12 protein-coding genes are annotated in these 16,664 nt (G+C 70.6%); 10 read left to right on the forward strand and 2 right to left on the reverse strand.

The annotated features are described in order from the left end of the window. Window position 1: 1 nt before the first annotated feature. From ACFZDL_RS18450 to ACFZDL_RS18485, 8 genes are all read left to right on the forward strand, one after another. Window positions 2-901, forward strand: a complete 900-nt coding sequence (locus ACFZDL_RS18450) for an aminoglycoside phosphotransferase family protein (protein ID WP_353588443.1) — start codon at window positions 2-4, stop codon at window positions 899-901. 77 nt (window positions 902-978) lie between these two features. After that, window positions 979-2,718, forward strand: coding sequence for a serine/threonine-protein kinase (locus ACFZDL_RS18455; protein ID WP_353588441.1), 1,740 nt, complete (start codon window positions 979-981; stop codon window positions 2,716-2,718). An 88-nt stretch (window positions 2,719-2,806) separates the two neighbouring features. Continuing rightward, on the forward strand, window positions 2,807-4,735 hold the full coding sequence (locus ACFZDL_RS18460; RefSeq protein ID WP_353588439.1) for a protein kinase: 1,929 nt from the start codon (window positions 2,807-2,809) through the stop codon (window positions 4,733-4,735). Between the two features lie 50 nt (window positions 4,736-4,785). Further along, entirely contained in the window at window positions 4,786-6,456 is a 1,671-nt protein-coding gene (locus ACFZDL_RS18465; RefSeq protein ID WP_353588437.1) for a succinic semialdehyde dehydrogenase, read from the forward strand. Window positions 6,457-6,490: 34 nt separating this feature from the next. After that, on the forward strand, window positions 6,491-8,308 hold the full coding sequence (locus tag ACFZDL_RS18470; protein WP_353588435.1) for a GMC family oxidoreductase: 1,818 nt from the start codon (window positions 6,491-6,493) through the stop codon (window positions 8,306-8,308). 158 nt (window positions 8,309-8,466) lie between these two features. Then, the gene (locus ACFZDL_RS18475; RefSeq protein ID WP_353588433.1) at window positions 8,467-8,925 is read left to right on the forward strand and encodes a hypothetical protein; all 459 of its coding nucleotides are present in this window, start codon (window positions 8,467-8,469) and stop codon (window positions 8,923-8,925) included. Between the two features lie 11 nt (window positions 8,926-8,936). Beyond that, a complete protein-coding gene (locus ACFZDL_RS18480; protein WP_353588432.1) occupies window positions 8,937-10,109 on the forward strand; it encodes a hypothetical protein in 1,173 nt (390 codons plus the stop codon). A 10-nt stretch (window positions 10,110-10,119) separates the two neighbouring features. Then, window positions 10,120-10,587, forward strand: coding sequence for a hypothetical protein (locus ACFZDL_RS18485; RefSeq protein WP_353588431.1), 468 nt, complete (start codon window positions 10,120-10,122; stop codon window positions 10,585-10,587). 50 nt (window positions 10,588-10,637) lie between these two features. On the opposite strand, the gene ACFZDL_RS18490 is transcribed toward ACFZDL_RS18485, so the two are convergent. Next, the gene (locus tag ACFZDL_RS18490; protein WP_353588429.1) at window positions 10,638-11,681 is read right to left on the reverse strand and encodes an aldo/keto reductase family protein; all 1,044 of its coding nucleotides are present in this window, start codon (window positions 11,679-11,681) and stop codon (window positions 10,638-10,640) included. Window positions 11,682-11,813: 132 nt separating this feature from the next. Between ACFZDL_RS18490 and ACFZDL_RS18495 the strand changes: the two genes are divergently transcribed. Next, window positions 11,814-12,800 (forward strand): aldo/keto reductase, encoded by a 987-nt coding sequence (locus ACFZDL_RS18495; protein ID WP_353588427.1) that lies wholly within the window; start codon window positions 11,814-11,816, stop codon window positions 12,798-12,800. 196 nt (window positions 12,801-12,996) lie between these two features. On the opposite strand, the gene ACFZDL_RS18500 is transcribed toward ACFZDL_RS18495, so the two are convergent. Beyond that, entirely contained in the window at window positions 12,997-14,037 is a 1,041-nt protein-coding gene (locus tag ACFZDL_RS18500) for an LAETG motif-containing sortase-dependent surface protein (protein ID WP_353588425.1), read from the reverse strand. Window positions 14,038-14,997: 960 nt separating this feature from the next. Between ACFZDL_RS18500 and guaA the strand changes: the two genes are divergently transcribed. Next, entirely contained in the window at window positions 14,998-16,584 is a 1,587-nt protein-coding gene (gene guaA, locus ACFZDL_RS18505) for a glutamine-hydrolyzing GMP synthase (RefSeq protein ID WP_353588423.1), read from the forward strand. Window positions 16,585-16,664: the final 80 nt, after the last annotated feature.

A 16,664-nucleotide genomic window follows, 5' to 3' on the forward strand; every position in this document is an offset into this window, starting at 1 on the left:
GGTGATCCAGATACCCGAGGCTTTTGCGCGAGGGACAGCAGCTCGGGAGGGTAGACGCGGCCGCGACTGGATAGCGGCTTTGCCCGGCCTCGTCGATGAATTCCTTCAGCGCTGGGATTGCACCCCAACAGGGGCGATACTGCATGGGCAGGTCGGCATCGTCGTTCCCGTGCGCTGCAGCGATGTGCCATCCGCTGTTCTGAAAATATCGTTTCCCCACCCCGGCAACGTCCACGAACCGGACGCCTTCGCCGCCTGGGGAGGGCGAGGTGCAGTGGCGCTGTACGAGCGCGATGACACATCCTTCGCCATGCTTTTGGAGCGGGCCGAACGTGGCAGCCTGGCCGATGTCGCCGACGTTGACGAGGCTGTCGCGATCGCCGGCCGACTCGCACATCGTCTGGCCGTTCCGGCGCCGGTCGGCCTGCCCAGGCTGCGGGACCAGATGGGTCAATGGGAGGAAGAACTCCGAAAAGATGCCGCACATCTGGCCGACTCCTCGCTTCAGCGCGAGGTCGAAGCCGCTCTCGCGACCTTCCGGGAGCTGGGTTCGGAACAGCTGGACACACTTGTTCACGGCGACCTGCACTACGGCAACGTGCTGCGTGCCGAACGGGAACCTTGGCTGGCCGTCGACCCGAAGGGGTATGTGGGCGACGTGGCCTACGACGCCATCACCCTGCTCCGTAATCGCCACCAAGAACTGCTCGCTGCGGCTGACCTGAAGTCTGCTCTGCTGCGTCGTCTCGCCATCTTCGCCGATGCCGCCGGTGCTGATCCGGACCGAGCCCGCCGCTGGGCCCAGGCTCGCGCCGTGACAGATTCGTTGCGAGGTCGGCGCTTGGGCGATCCCGCCTGGGTCATCCAGCTCAATGACCGGATCGCGGGACTGCTGAGCTGAGTCGTTCTCAGCTGGTTGAGAGGCCGCGGGCCAGGCCCGTCCATTGATCCCCTTTGCAGTGAGGCAAGATGAGGGGCATGGGTAGCTCCGGGGGAAGTGATCGCTTGCTGGCCGGGCGCTATCAGCTGGTGTCACGGCTGGGGCGCGGCGGCATGGGTACGGTGTGGCGGGCCGTCGACACTTTGCTGGGCCGGCATGTGGCGGTCAAGGAACTGCACCTCGACGAGGGGCTGGACGGGATGTCGGCCCTGGACATCCAGCAGCAGCACGAGCGCACGCTGCGCGAGGCCCGCACCGTGGCGCAGATCAAGCATCCGAATGTGATCGTCCTGCACGATGTCGTGGAGGAGGACGGACGCCCCTGGATCGTCATGGAGTTGGTCGACGGCGGCTCGCTCGCCGATCAGCTGGCAGCCGAGGGGCCGGCCGGGCCGCGTGAGGCGGCGCGGGTCGGGGTCGCGCTGGTGGACGCGTTGCGGGTGGCGCATGCGCGCGGGGTGCTGCACCGGGACATCAAGCCCGCCAATGTGCTGGTGGAGGCGGGCACCCGGCGGGTGGTGCTGACGGACTTCGGGATCGCGCAGGTGACGGGGAGCGCCACGATCACCGAGACCGGGACGTTCGTGGGCTCGCCCGAATACACCGCGCCGGAGCGGATGTCGGGGCGCCGCACGGGCCCGGAGTCGGACCTGTGGTCGCTGGGGGTGCTGCTGTGCACGCTGGTCAGCGGCGAGTCCCCGTTCCGCCGTGACTCGTTGGGCGGCGTGCTGCACGCGGTGGTGTTCGACGAGATACGGGCGCCCGAGGCGGCCGGAGCCCTGGCCCCCGTCATCGAGGGGCTGTTGCAGCGCGACCCCGACCAGCGGCTCACCGGGGACCAGGCGGCCCGGATGCTGCGGATGTGCCTGGAGCCGGGCGACACCCCCGAGATCCCCCTGGAGTACACGCCGACGCAGCCCGCCGTGCCGGTGTCGAACGGCCACGCGTCCGGGCACGGGGCAGCAGGGCACGGGGCGTCCGGGTTCGGGTCAGCCGGGTATGGCTCAGCCGGGTTCGGGGGCGCCGGGTACGGGGGAGCCACCCCGGTGGCGGCCCCCGCGGCTCCGGAGGCCCCCACCCCCGTCGCCCCCGTCCCGCGCGGCCGGGGCCCCCGCCGCCGTACGGCGCTGATGGCGGCCGTCGCGGTGGTCGCGCTGGCCGGCCTCGGCGCCGGGGTCGCGGCGCTGGCGCTCGACCGGGAGGACGGCGACACCGCGGACGAGGGCCGGGGCGGGGGCAAGGGCACGGCCAGCGCCACGACAGACCCTGGCAAGAAGCCGTCGAAGGGGTCGCCCACGCCCTCGAACACCTCCTCCAAAGCCGCCGTCCCCAAGGGGTATGAGCTGGTCGATGACCCGGAGGGCTTCACGATCGCCGTACCCAAGGGGTACTCCCGCGAATTCAAGCCCCCGCGCGTCTACTACAACTCGCCCGGGATGGAGTTCCGGATCGGTATCCACGTCCAGGAGCAGGACCCCAAGGGCCCGCTGAGGCTGAGCCGGGAGGCGGACGCCAGGGGGCCGCAGGACTACCCGGGCTACCGCGGCGGCCAGGTCATCGAGACGGACCGCAAGGGACTGCCCGCCGCCCTGTGGGCGTTCATCTGGAACGGCTCGGCCGACGACGGCGGCTCGCGCCAGACCTATGACCTGACCTGGGACGAGGCGGGCAGGATGTACGACGTGTGGGTGTCCGCGCCGGTCGCGAAGAAATCCGAGGGAAAGCAGCACTTCGACACGGCTGTCAACACTTTCTCCCAGTCCGCCGGCCGGAACTGAACAGCACCGCAACGGCTTTGTCACGAGCGGTCACAGCCGCCCCGGTGCCGGTGGCGGGGCGTGTGACGGAGCAGGTAATGATGGAGCCATGACGAACGACGGGGGACGGGCGAACGAGCCCACCAGCTACGAGCTGCGGCCACCGCAGGCTCCGGCCGTGCCGGCGCCGCCTCCACCCGCGCCGGTGCCGTCCGGGCAGCCGGCTCGCGACGCGGCCCAGGAGCCGCATCGGCAGGGGGCTCAGGACCGGCCGCACGGCGTGTACGAGCCGACGCAGCTCGACGGCCGGGCCACTCCCGGGCAGCCGTCCTCCGAGTCGTCCTCCGGGTCGTCCTCCGAGCGGCCCTCCGAGCCGTCCACCGCCGGGCAGTCCGCTCCCCGGCAGCCCGCCCCCGGACAGCCCGACCCCCGTACGTCGCCGCCCGCGCCCGCCGCCCAGGACCCCGGCGTCGGCCGCGTCATCGGCGGCCGCTACCGCCTCGTCTCCCGTCTGGGAAACGGCGGCATGGGCACGGTCTGGAGGGCACACGACCAGGTCGTCGACCGCGATGTCGCGGTCAAGGAGCCGCGGGTGCCCGAGACCCTGCCGGAGAGTGAGCGGCAGAAGGTCTACCAGCGGATGCAGCGCGAGGCGCGCGCCGCGGCCCGGATCGACCACCCCTCGGTGGTCTCCGTGTACGACGTGGCCGTCGAGGACGGCCGGCCCTGGCTGGTGATGGAGCTGGTGCGCGGCGACTCGCTCGCCGACCGGCTGGCCGAGGGCACGCTGGCCCCGCGCGAGGCGGCCCGGATCGGCGTCGCCGTGCTGGGCGCGCTGACGGCCGCGCACGAGGCCGGGGTGCTGCACCGCGACGTCAAGCCGGACAACGTCCTGCTCGGCCGGAACGACCGCGTGGTGCTGACCGACTTCGGCATCGCGCAGGTCGAGGGGGAGCAGGGGCTGACGGAGACCGGCGCGTTCGTCGGCTCTCCCGAATTCATCGCGCCCGAGCGGGTGCTGGGCCAGCGGCCCGGGCCCGAGTCGGACCTGTGGTCGCTGGGCGTCGTGCTGTACGCGGCGGTCGAGGGCGTGTCCCCGTTCCGCCGCTCGCATGCCCCCGCGACCCTGCAGGCCATCCTCTCCGCCGAGCCCCAGACGCCCGCGCGCGGCTCGGGCGCGCTCGGCACGCTCACCATGCAGCTGCTGCGCAAGGACCCGGCGGCGCGGCCGTCGGCGGCCGAGGCGCGGCAGGCGCTGGAGGAGGTGGCGCGGCCCCCGCAGCCGGTGCCGACGGTGCTGGCGACCAGCCTCTACGGCCAGACCGGGGCCGGGACCGGGGCCGGGGCCGGGGGCGCGGGAGAAGCCGGGGAGGCGCGGCGCGGGGGCAGCCGCTTCGTACCGCCCATCCTGCACAAGAACCGCAAGGCGCAGCTGGGCCTGGCCGGTGTGGTGCTCGTGGTGGTCGCCGCGCTGGTGCTGACGCTGATGAAGCCGTTCGCGAGCGAGGGCAGCGGCATTCCGGACGGGTGGACGGTCCGGGACGAGCGCGAGGTGGTCGACGCGTCGCTGGCCGTACCCGAGGACTACAAGCGGGTTCTGAACGACAGCGACGAGAACAACCAGGCCGTCACCTTCAAGGATCCCAGCGGCGTCTTCACCATCTATCTCCTCCGGGCCGTCAAGGACGGCGAGGACGACGTCACCGGGCTCGCGGACGCGGTCAAGAAGACGATCGCCTACCGCAAGAGCACTTCCCAGTACAAGTGGGCGGACGCCCACAGCAAGCAGAAGGAATCCACCCAGCAGGGCCAGCCGGCGGCGGACGTGGACACCACCTACCGCCCCTTCTCCAGCAACCGCGACGACTACACCCCCTATCTCGACCGCACCCACATCTACGTCAACACCGACAAGACGCAGTGGCAGCTGATCGTGACCATGCCCGCCAAGGGGGAGGCCCGTAAGAGCGGCGACGAGCTCTACGAGGAAGTCGTGAAGCACCTGGAGATCCAGGACCTCAAGACGGCCGCGAAATAGAGTTACCCTCGGGTAGTCAAACCGGGCGGGGCGGGCCTACCCTCGCCCCCATGACGGACTCGCAGGACAGCGAACAGCCCACGCAGGACGCCCCGCGGGAGGCCGCACCCGACGCCGCCCGCGCCGCCACCCCTGCCCCCGCCGACGGCAACCCGGCCGCCCCCGCGGGCGCCCGCACCGCCGCCCATGTCGTCACCCCCGAGCTGGTCGCCCGGCTCACGCGCGGCGTGGTGGGCAGCTCCAGCACCACCAGCCACACCCCCTTCACCGGGGAGGTCCTGGCCGAACTGCCCGAGTCCACCCCCGAGGACGTCGCTAAGGCGTACGAGCGGGCACGCAAGGCGCAGCGGGCCTGGGCCCGTACGCCCGTGCGTCGGCGCGCCGCCGTGCTGCTGCGCTTCCACGACCTGCTCATGCGCCGCCAGTCCGAGGTGCTCGACCTGATCCAGGTGGAGACGGGCAAGACCCGGCTGCACGCCCACGAGGAGGTGCAGGAGGTCTGCCTCACCGCCCGCCACTACGGGCGCAAGGCCCCCGCCTACCTCGGCGCCCGCCGCCACACCGGCGCCGTACCCGTCCTCACCAAGGTCACCGAGCTGCGCCAGCCCAAGGGCGTGGTCGGCCTGATCTCCCCCTGGAACTACCCCCTCTCCCTCTCCGTCGGCGACTCGCTCCCCGCCTTCGCGGCGGGCAACGCCCTCGTGATGAAGCCGGACACCGAGACCGCGCTGACCGCCCTGTGGGCCCGTGAGCTGCTGATCGAGGCCGGGCTGCCGGAGGGCGTGTGGCAGATCGTCCTCGGCGAGGGCCCGGTCGTCGGCCCCGCCGTGGTCCAGGACGCCGACTACGTCTCCTTCACCGGCTCCACCCGCACCGGCCGCGAGGTCGCCCAGCGCGCGGCGGCCCGGCTGGTCGGCTGCTCCCTGGAGTTGGGCGGCAAGAACGCCATGCTGGTGCTGCGGGACGCCGACCTCGACAAGGCCGCCGAGGGCTCGGTGCGCGCCTGCTTCTCCTCCGCCGGGCAGCTGTGCGAGTCCATCGAGCGCCTTTACGTCCACACATCGGTCGCCGACGCCTTCCTGGAGCGGTTCGTCGCCCGGACGAAGGCGATGCGCCTGGGCACGGCCCTCGCGTACGGGGCCGAGATGGGCTCCCTCGCGGGCGAGCGCCAGCTGGCGACGGTCATCCGCCATGTCGACGAGGCCCGGGAGAAGGGCGCCAAGGTGCTCACCGGCGGACGCGCCCGGCCCGACATAGGCCCGTACTTCTACGAGCCGACCATCCTCGACGGCGTCGAGCCGCCGATGGCGGTGTGCGCCGAGGAAACGTTTGGTCCGGTCGTCTCCATCTACCGCTTCACCGACGAGGACGAGGCGGTCGAACGCGCCAACGCCACCCCGTACGGCCTCAACGCCAGCGTCTGGACGAAGGACGGGCGGCGCGGCCGCGCGGTCGCCGCCCGGCTGCGGGCCGGGACGGTCAACGTCAACGAGGGCTACGGCGCGGCCTACGGCAGCGTCCGGGCGCCGCTGGGCGGGATGGGCGACTCAGGCCTCGGGCGCCGCCACGGCTCGGAGGGCATCCTCAAGTTCACCGAGGCGCAGACGGTCGCGCACCAGCGGCTGCTGCCGCTCGGCCCGGCCTTCGGGATGACGGACGAGAAGTACGCGGCGTTCATGACCCGCAGCCTGCGTGCGATGAAGGCGCTGCGCCTGCGCTGACCGGCGCGCGCGGCGAGGGAGGGGAGGTGCTGCTGTGGACGACGCGTACGACGGTCCGTACGAGGACGCGTACGACGGTCCGTACGACTACGACGTCATCGTCGTCGGCTCGGGCTTCGGCGGCTCGGTGACGGCCCTGCGGCTGACCGAGAAGGGATACCGCGTCGGGGTCCTGGAGGCGGGCCGCCGCTTCACCCCCGAGACCCTGCCCAAGAACTCCTGGCACCTCCGCGACTACCTGTGGGCCCCCGCCCTCGGCTGCTACGGCATCCAGCGCATCCACGTCCTGGGCAAGGTGATGGTGCTGGCGGGCGCCGGGGTCGGGGGCGGCTCGCTCAACTACGCCAACACCCTCTACGTACCGCCCGAGCCCTTCTTCCGGGACCCGCAGTGGGGCGCCATCACCGACTGGCGGGCGGAGCTCGCCCCGTACTACGACCAGGCGCGGCGGATGCTCGGGGCGCGCCTGAACAAGACCATGACCCCCTCCGACGAACACCTCAAGGCCGCCGCCGAGCGGATGGGGGTGGGCGAGAGCTTCCACATGGCGCCGGTGGGGGTCTTCTTCGGGGACGGCGACGACGCGGACGGCGCGGCGACGGCGGCACCGGGCGAGCGGGTCCCCGACCCGTACTTCGGCGGCGCCGGCCCCGCCCGCCGGGCCTGCACCGAATGCGGCGAGTGCATGACCGGCTGCCGCCACGGCGCGAAGAACACCCTCAACGAGAACTACCTCCACCTCGCCGAGCGGGCCGGCGCCGTCGTCCATCCCATGACGACCGTCCTCGCCGTCAGCGAGGACCAGCGGGGCGGCTACCGGGTCACCACCGTCCCCACCGACCGCCGCCGCAAGGGCCCGCCGCGCGCGCTGCGCGCCCGCCAGGTCGTACTCGCCGCCGGGACGTACGGCACCCAGACGCTGCTGCACACCATGCGGGACAAGGGCCTGCTGCCCCGGATCTCGGACCGGCTCGGCATGCTCACCCGCACCAACTCCGAGGCCCTGGTCGGCGCGCAGACCACGGACCGCCGCTACCGCAAGGTCCATCCGGAGCGGGAGCGGGCCGACTTCACCCGCGGCGTGGCGATCACCTCCTCCATCCACCCCGACGACACCACCCACATCGAGCCCGTCCGCTACGGCAAGGGCTCCAACGCGATGGGGCTGCTGTCCGTCCTGCAGATCCCGGAGAGCGGCCGGCTGCCGCGCCTGCTGCGGTTCCTGGCGGCCAACCTCCGGCACCCGGCGCTCGCGGTGCGCTCGATGTCCACCCGGCGCTGGTCGGAGCGCACCATCATCGGCCTGGTCATGCAGACCCACGACAACTCGCTCACCACCTACCGCAAGCGGAGGGGCCTCGGGAAGGGCCTGCTGACCGCCCGCCAGGGCCACGGCGAACCCAACCCGGACCACATCCCCGAGGGCGCCGAAGCCGCCCGCCACCTCGCCGAGTCCATCAACGGCTTCCCGGGCAGCAACGTCGGCGAGCTGATGGGCACCCCGCTCACCGCCCACTTCCTCGGCGGCTGCCCGATCGGCACGGACCCCGGACACGGCGTGATCGACCCGTACCACCGGCTCTACGGGCACCCGGGCATCCACGTCGTGGACGGCGCGGCGGTCTCCGCGAACCTCGGCGTCAACCCCTCCCTGACCATCACGGCCCAGGCGGAGCGCGCCATGTCCCTGTGGCCCAACAACGGCGACCCCGACCCCCGCCCGCCCCAGGGCGAGCCGTATCGGCGCCTGTCCCCGGTCGCGCCCATGGCCCCCGCCGTCCCCGAGGACGCCTTCGGCGCCCTGAAGCTGCCCCTGCTGCCGGTCCCCAAGGTGCCGCCCGCCGACCACTGAGGTCGCCCCGGCCGTGAGCTGGCCAATTTTCGTTGGCGCGCGGCTGGGTCCAGGGATTTATATGTGAACATGACAGCAAGAGGGGGCAGGTGCGGACAACTGCGGTCATTGCTTCGGCCTGCGCTCGGGGGAGCGACTCCAGAAACGGGGGAGGCGTCATGACCTGGCATGAGTGGGAGCAACTGAAGAAGACGGCGGCCGAGAGGATCCAGCTCGACTCTGCCAGTTCTGGGGGTGGAGTACCCGAAGACGGAATCATGGTGTATCAGGACGACCTGGGAGCCGTGGGGTCCGAAGCGTTTCGCCTCCACACGGAGTTAAAGGCCAAGGCCGATCTGGCCGGCATGGGGGCCGACAAGCACGGGGACAGCTCCACCGCACAGGCGGCAGCCGCGCTGAAAAAGCAGGGATTCGCCATGGCGGCCGCCCTGGACAAGACGCTGACGACATGGTCGGTCCAGGTCAAGACGGTTCTGCAGGCGTGCGCCAACATCTCCAACCACCTGGATTACACCAAGAAGCTCCATGCCCACGAGGACGCGAAGATTGCCGCCGATCTGCGGGGCAAGGACGGGCTGTCCATGCCGGCTTCGCGTTTGAACAAGTACTTCAAGTAAACGGGGGCGTCATGATCGGCTACAGGGACCTCGCGGAAGCGGACCTCGGAAGCCTCGGCACAGCGGTCGGACACTGGAAGAAAGCGGTGCAGGACCTCGAAACCCTGGCCACGGACGCCCGGGACGGACTGCAGGCGAAGGCCGATCGAGCGCGCTGGAAGGGCGTGAACGCCACCGTCTCTCGCGGATTCATCCACAAGACGGCGAAAGAGTTCGACGACCTGCATGCAGAGGCCAGCAGTATCTATCAAGTACTCGATGACGCACACCGGGAACTGCTCCGCTTACAGCAGAAGGTCTCGCGCCTGATCGATTCGGCCGGCAAGAAAGGCTTAGTCATCGCGGACTCCGGTGAGAGTCTCGTCACCGTGTCCATGCGCACGGCGCCGGGCCAGCCGGTCAACGAAGACGCGGAGACCAGGAAAGCGGAGAAGGAGTACGCCGATCAGATCAGCTCCTGTCTCTGGGAAGCCAATGTGATCGACCAGGCGACGGCCATCGCGCTGTCCCGGTCCCACGGAAATGATCAGCATAATCCCGGGCATGCCACGTATGATTCGCTGGATGAGGCGCGGTACGATCTCGTCGAGTATCCGCCGGTGCCGGCCGAGGATTTGAACCGGCCGGCATGGGGAAGCGCGGAGCCCGGGGACAGCGACAGCCGGACTTTCTGGTTGGCTTCGACTCTCGCCCTGCCTTACATGGCGTTGCAGGACAACAAAATGGCGTCCGATCTGTTCCAGCACTGGCTCTCGAACAGCGGCGAAGCCGCCACCATCAACCCTCTTAAGATGATGGATGATCTACCGGAGCTGAAAAGGTTGGTCGGGCAGGAAGTAAAGCCCGGGAGATTTGATAGCGGGTGGAAATCCGATAAGGTGTCCCGGCACTTGAGTCTCGACGGGGGTGACAGTGCGCAGGTGCGCGACTGGTACTACGCCCTCAATGGCTACCAGTACCGGGTAAGGGGCAATGTGGTGGACGACAACGGCGTTCTGAAGGGTACCGTGACGGTCGACATCTACAAACGATACAACTTTGGAAATCCCGCGGGTGGCGTTCATCGTGGAGATGTGGGGAAAGGGCCGGTGAAGCTTTCGCAGAACGACCTTGCCCATCTCAACACCGTTGGCCTGGCGCGCGATTTCGACGTGGTCGGTCATGAGACTTATCGGATCGGATGAACTGACTCACATGTCGAGGCGCCACCGTGCGGCGGCCCTGCTGGCCGCCACAAGTTGCATGACACTGCTTATCGCGGGTTGCTCCGACGATAAATTCGCCCACCAGTATCAGAACGCTGACGTCAACGTCTCCCTTGAACAGGCGCTGCGCGACCATCGGATCAAAATTCCGAAAGATGCGCAGCACGTGCAGTACTCGGCCAACAGTGATTTGGAGGGCTATCCACTGTACTTGACATTCGAAGCCTCCTGCTCCGTGATGAAGTCCTTCTCGAAGCAGAACAAGCTCACGCGCTTGCCCATGGAGAAAGTGTGGGGGACAACCGTGGCAGCCGCCGCCCAGGGGCGCGGCTGGACCCACCGAGCGGGAGACTACGGGTTCCGCCGAAATCCAGGGGTGGTGACAGCAAAGAGGGTCGGTGTCCTCGTGTCCCCCAAGGGCTCGGTCTGTCACGTCTGGATGGACAGCTGGTCTTAGCGGGTGGAGGCCGCAACTGAGGCCGCATAGAGCTGCCTGGGCCCCGCGTCTCAGCCGGCGACAGGCTCCTTGGGCTCGGCGCGCCAGTCGGGCTCGACCGCCAGCATGCGCGCGGTCTTCGACGGGTCGCGATCGACCATCTCGCCGAGCACCTTGTCGACGCGCTCCAGCACCTCGTCCTCCAGGCGCACACCGGCCGCCGCGGCGTTCTCGGTCACCTGCTCGGGCCGCGAGGCGCCGATGACGGTGGCCGAGACCCCCGGCTGCCGCAGCACCCAGGCGATCGCGAGCCGGGCCATGGACAGCCCGGCCTCCTCGGCGACCGGACGCAGCTGCGCCACCCGCTCCAGCAGGCCGCTGCCGAGCACCCGGCTGACGAACCTCGGGCCCCGGCCCGACGCGGTCGCCCGGGAGCCTTCCGGGGGAGCCTGGCCGGGGCGGTACTTCCCCGTGAGCACGCCCTGCGCCAGTGGCTGGAAGGCCAGTTGGCCGATGCCTTCCCGCAGGCACAGCGGAAGGACTTCGGGCTCGATGACCCGCCACAGCATGTTGTACTGCGGCTGGTTCGACACGATCCGGCTGCGCAGTCCGAACTCCCCGGCCATCCGCAGCGCGCTCTCGATCTGCGGCGCCGTCCACTCCGACACCCCGACGTACAGCACCTTGCCCTGCCGCACCAGGTCGTCGAAGGCGACAAGCGTCTCCTCCAGCGGCGTCCGCTCGTCGAACCGGTGGGCCTGGTAGAGGTCGACGTAGTCCGTCCCCAGCCGGCGCAGCGAGGCGTGGCAGGACTCCATGACGTGCTTGCGGGACAGGCCGCGGTCGTTGGGGCCGTCGCCGGTCGGCAGGCACACCTTGGTGGCGATCTCCACCGACGAGCGCCGCACCCCGCCCAGCGCCTCCCCGAGCAGGTCCTCCGCGGCGCCTTGGGCGTAGACGTCGGCGGTGTCGAAGGTCGTGACACCGCAGTCGAGCGCCGCCCGCACACACGCCAGGGCCGCGTCCCTGCCGACCGACTCCCCATGGGTCAGCCAGTTTCCGTACGTGATCTCGCTGACCATCAGGCCGCTGCGGCCGAGTTGACGATGTTCCATGGGGCTGACCCTAGACTGCCCCTGCAGGGCGGCGCCGATCCTGGCGGATGGCGTCAAACTCGTTTGACTTGGAGTGCACTCCAACTCCTAGCGTTCTGGGCATACGGTTCCGAGTCCAGGAGGCACAGCAGCATGACCAACGTTCCCACCCGACACCTCGGCGAGCTGGCGGTCTCCGCACAGGGCCTGGGCTGCATGGGCATGAGCCACGCCTACGGCGTCTCGGACGACGAGCAGTCGATCGCGACGCTGCACCGCGCCCTCGACCTCGGGGTGACCTTGCTGGACACCTCCGACTTCTACGGCGTCGGCCACAACGAGGAGCTGATCGGCCGGGCCATCGCCGGGCGCCGTGACGAGGTGGTGCTGGCCACGAAGTTCGGCTTCGCCAACCGCCTGGGCGAGCCCACCCGGATCCGCGGCGACGCCGCTTATGTGCGGCAGGCGTGCGAGGCGTCGCTGCGCCGGCTCGGGGTCGACCACATCGACCTCTACTACCTGCACCGGGTCGATCCCCAGGTGCCGATCGAGGAGACCGTCGGCGCGATGGCCGAGCTGGTGCGGGCCGGGAAGGTCCGCCACCTCGGGCTGTCCGAGGCCGGCGCGCAGACCATCCGGCGGGCGCACGCGGTGCACCCGATCGCCGCGCTCCAGAGCGAGTGGTCGCTGTGGACCCGCGACCTGGAGGCGGAGATCGCCCCGGTCTGCCGTGAGCTCGGCATCGGACTGGTCCCGTTCTCCCCGCTCGGACGCGGCTTCCTGACCGGCCGGTACACCTCGGTCGACGGGCTGGAGGAGACCGATATGCGGCGCACCCAGCCGCGTTTCGCCGACGGCAACCTCGAACGGAACCTGGCGATCGTCGCGAAGCTGAACGAGCTGGCCGAGGCGAAGGGGGTCACCGCCGGTCAGCTCGCCCTGGCCTGGGTGCAGCACCAGGGCGATGACGTGGTGCCGATCCCCGGCACCCGGCGGCAGCGGTATCTGGAGGAGAACCTCGCGGCCCTGGACGTCGAGCTGTCCGCCGAGGACCTCGCCGCGATCGAGGCCGCCGCACCGTCCGAGCAGATCGCGGGCACCCGCTACGACGCGACCAGCCTCACCTTCGTCAACGGCTGAGCCCGCCGCCGCGCTCCGCCCCGGGCGGCTTCGGCGGGGCACCGGGCGCAGCCGCCGTCGGGGCGCGGCACGTCGACCGCTGTCCCACCGGCGCGGCCCCCTGCCCGTCACGTACGAAGGGGCCGCCCCGGGCGGGGCGGCCCCTTCGTCGCGGCCTCAGTGCCGCCCGGCGGGTCAGCCCGCCGTCGTCAACGCGTTACGCGGCAGCGCCGCCCGCGCGGCGACGGCGCACCACGAACACCGCGCCCGCACCGGCGGCCATCGCGACGCCACCGATCACGGCGATCGTCGGCAGCGCGGAGGAGGAGCCCGTCTCGGCGAGGGTGCCCTTGGGGTTGATCTTCGTGTCGCCCGCGGGCTTGGGCAGGGGCTTCTTGCCGCCCTGCGGCTCCGGCTTGGGCTCGGCCGGCGGGACGTGGCCCGGCTTCGAGCCGGCCGGGAGCACGTCGAACTCGTAGTAGTCGCCGGTCGAGTAGACGCAGTTGCCCTCGTCGTCGGTGTAGACGCCGAAGGTGAGCGCGTAGCCGAAGCCGTCGCCGAGGGCCTTGGCGGAGACGCTCAGCCGCATGTCGAGGGTGACGGTCTCGTGGGCGCGCACGTCGGTGTAGCCGATGTAGCCCGCGCCCGGGTCGTTCTCGTCGGTGGAGATCGACGTCCAGGCACCGGTGTCCGGGTCCTTGTACTGCAGCGTCAGGAACTTGCCGGTGCCATCGGGGTGCTTGGAGTCCGCGGTGCCGGCGAAGACACCGAAGTCCACGCGCTTGAGGGACTTGTCCGAGTCGTTCTCGACCTGGAACTTGAAGCTGTGGAAGCCGCTGCCCGCCACGACCTTCGACGGCAGGCCGGTGATGGTGGTGGTGAGGTCGGGGTCCTCGTTCCACGAGCCGTCGTCGTTGCAGTCGTCGCCCGGAGTCGGCTCGTCCGTCGGGTCACCGGTCGGCGGCTTGGTCGAGGGGGTCTCGGTGGTGGGCGGAGCGGTCGGCGGCTTGGTGTCCGTCGGGGTGTCGGTCGTGGGCGGGGTGGTCGGCGGCTTGGTGTCCGTCGGCTCGGTGGTGGGCGGGTTGGTCGTCGGGTCGGTCGGGGACGGGGTGGTCACCGTGGGGTCGGGCGTCGTGGTGACCGTGGCGGTCGGCTCGTCCGTCGGCTCGTCGGCGAAGGCAGCGGGCGCCGCCAGCAGCGCGGCGGGGGCTATGGCGGCCGTCGCTGCGGCGGTCGCCAGGGCGCGGCGAAGCTTCATGAAGACCTCTTCGGGGTCCGTTCGTGCCGCTGGTCGCCCGCGGCACGCAGTGGAAGGCCGTCGCGGTGGGGGCGCGGTCTGGCCGTGCGTTTGCACGTACATGACCGGCCAAGTGGCCGAAAGGTTGCCCTCGGATTTGCTCACAGAATGGTCACAGAAAAACCCGGCCATGGTCACGGACCTGAGGGGCCCCGGGGACGCCCGAACGAGCGGTTGTCCCCGGGGCCCTGGGCGGTCAGCACCGGCGTCAGGGCAGCGCCGGTGCTGAAGGGCGGCGCCGGGGGGAGCGCCGCTGGCTTTGGAGGCCGCCGGTCTTTCGGGGTGGTGCGTTTCGAGTGGTGCGCTGTCGAACGGCGCGCTTGCGGGTGGAGCGCGGTGGTGAAGCGGAGTGCAAGGGGGGCGTGCGCCCGCGTGGTCGGACCAATGACGGTGGGAGGTCCGGGGGCGTCTTCCCTCTGTGCATCGTGGTGGATGTGGCGCTTCGGGCGCAACCGTTTCGACCGGACACGGTCGGTCCCAGGCGTCCCCGGGACCGACCGTTCTTTGGGGTGGCGACCGGGCTGCTGTCCCCTGCTGACCGGTCGCCTCGCCGAAGCGAGGTCCCACGACGCGCGCCGCCTGAATCACCGCAGGGGGGCACGTCTCATCGCTTCGGCGGATCTGAGCCACGCGTGGATTTCTTCCGGGCCGCTCCTGGCTGGCGCGGACACCGGGCTCAACGAAGCGGCTCACGGCCTGGTCACGCGGCGTACGGGTGACGGCGCGTGAGGGTGCGAGCCCGGAAAGTGCACGGAAAGCGCAGGAAAGTACACGGAAAGCGCATGGAAAGCGCACGGAAAGTGCCCGGAGCGCGCCGGAGAGCCAGTGCGGAATGCGCCAGAAAAGCACTGATGGCGAGCCCGTTAGAATCGATGGTCCAGCCCCCAGAAACACCGCAACCTCCGCCGGAAGGCCGCCGAAGTGCCATCAGCGTCCCCTGCTGCCGCCCCCGACACCGTCCTGGTCGTCGACTTCGGCGCGCAGTACGCCCAGCTCATCGCCCGTCGCGTCCGCGAGGCCCGGGTCTACAGCGAGATCGTCCCGTCCACGATGCCGGTGGCCGAGATGCTCGCCAAGAAGCCGAGGGCGATCATCCTCTCCGGTGGCCCGTCGTCGGTGTACGCCGAGGGCGCGCCCACCGTCGACCGCGCCCTGTTCGAGGCCGGGGTGCCGGTCTTCGGGATGTGCTACGGCTTCCAGCTGATGGCCACCGCGCTCGGCGGCACCGTCGACAACACCGGGGCCCGCGAGTACGGCCGTACGCCGCTGACCGTCACCAAGCCCGGCTCCACGCTCTTCGAGGGCACCCCGGCCGAGCAGACCGTGTGGATGTCGCACGGCGACGCCTGCTCGGCCGCCCCCGAGGGCTTCACCGTCACCGCCTCCACTGACGTGGTGCCGGTCGCGGCCTTCGAGAACGACGAGAAGAAGCTGTACGGCGTGCAGCACCACCCCGAGGTGATGCACTCCACCCACGGCCAGCAGGTGCTGGAGCACTTCCTCTACCGGGGCGCCGGGATCGAGCCGAGCTGGACCACCACCAATGTGGTGGAGGAGGCCGTCGCCGCCATCCGTGAGCAGGTCGGCACCAAGCGGGCGATCTGCGGGCTGTCCGGCGGCGTGGACTCCGCCGTCGCCGCCGCCCTCGTCCAGCGGGCCATCGGCGACCAGCTGACCTGCGTGTACGTGGACCACGGCCTGATGCGCAAGGGCGAGTCCGAGCAGGTCGAGAAGGACTTCGTGGCGGCCACCGGCGTTCAGCTGAAGGTCGTCGACGCCGAGGAGCGCTTCCTGGCCGCGCTCGCCGGGGTCTCCGACCCCGAGGAGAAGCGGAAGATCATCGGCCGGGAGTTCATCCGGGTCTTCGAGCAGGCCCAGGCCGAGCTGGTCGCCGAGGCGGGCGCCGCGGGCGAGGCCGTGGAGTTCCTGGTGCAGGGCACCCTCTACCCGGACGTGGTGGAGTCCGGCGGCGGCACCGGCACCGCCAACATCAAGTCCCACCACAACGTGGGCGGGCTCCCCGACGACCTCGAGTTCAAGCTGATCGAGCCGCTGCGCCGGCTGTTCAAGGACGAGGTGCGGATGGTCGGCCAGGAGCTCGGCCTCCCGGAGGAGATCGTCCAGCGCCAGCCCTTCCCTGGCCCGGGCCTGGGCATCCGCATCGTCGGCGAGGTCACCAAGGACCGCCTGGACCTGCTGCGCGAGGCCGACGCCATCGCGCGCGAGGAGCTGACCGCCGCGGGCCTGGACCGGGACATCTGGCAGTGCCCGGTGGTGCTGCTCGCGGATGTGCGCTCGGTGGGCGTCCAGGGCGACGGCCGCACCTACGGCCACCCGATCGTGCTGCGCCCCGTCTCCTCCGAGGACGCGATGACCGCGGACTGGTCGCGGCTGCCGTACGACGTGCTGTCGCGGATCTCGACCCGGATCACCAACGAGGTCGACGAGGTGAACCGCGTGGTCCTGGACATCACCAGCAAGCCTCCGGGCACCATCGAGTGGGAGTGACCCGACTCCCCTGAGCCGTGTCGACGCCGACGCCCGCACCCGATGGGCGTCGGCGTTCCGTCGCGCCTCTGGCGTCCTGT

The organism is Streptomyces sp. NPDC007917 (genome assembly GCF_042959105.1).
Lineage (GTDB): Bacteria > Actinomycetota > Actinomycetes > Streptomycetales > Streptomycetaceae > Streptomyces.

What these genes read in the sequence shown, in the direction of transcription:
- ACFZDL_RS18455 (WP_353588441.1), top strand. Translation starts at nt 979, where the DNA reads ATGGGTAGCTCCGGGGGAAGTGATCGCTTGCTGGCCGGGCGCTATCAG.
- ACFZDL_RS18460 (WP_353588439.1), top strand. Translation starts at nt 2,807, where the DNA reads ATGACGAACGACGGGGGACGGGCGAACGAGCCCACCAGCTACGAGCTG.
- ACFZDL_RS18465 (WP_353588437.1), top strand. Translation starts at nt 4,786, where the DNA reads ATGACGGACTCGCAGGACAGCGAACAGCCCACGCAGGACGCCCCGCGG.
- ACFZDL_RS18475 (WP_353588433.1), top strand. Translation starts at nt 8,467, where the DNA reads ATGACCTGGCATGAGTGGGAGCAACTGAAGAAGACGGCGGCCGAGAGG.
- ACFZDL_RS18480 (WP_353588432.1), top strand. Translation starts at nt 8,937, where the DNA reads ATGATCGGCTACAGGGACCTCGCGGAAGCGGACCTCGGAAGCCTCGGC.
- ACFZDL_RS18485 (WP_353588431.1), top strand. Translation starts at nt 10,120, where the DNA reads ATGTCGAGGCGCCACCGTGCGGCGGCCCTGCTGGCCGCCACAAGTTGC.
- ACFZDL_RS18490 (WP_353588429.1), bottom strand. Translation starts at nt 11,681, where the DNA reads ATGGAACATCGTCAACTCGGCCGCAGCGGCCTGATGGTCAGCGAGATC.
- ACFZDL_RS18495 (WP_353588427.1), top strand. Translation starts at nt 11,814, where the DNA reads ATGACCAACGTTCCCACCCGACACCTCGGCGAGCTGGCGGTCTCCGCA.
- ACFZDL_RS18500 (WP_353588425.1), bottom strand. Translation starts at nt 14,037, where the DNA reads ATGAAGCTTCGCCGCGCCCTGGCGACCGCCGCAGCGACGGCCGCCATA.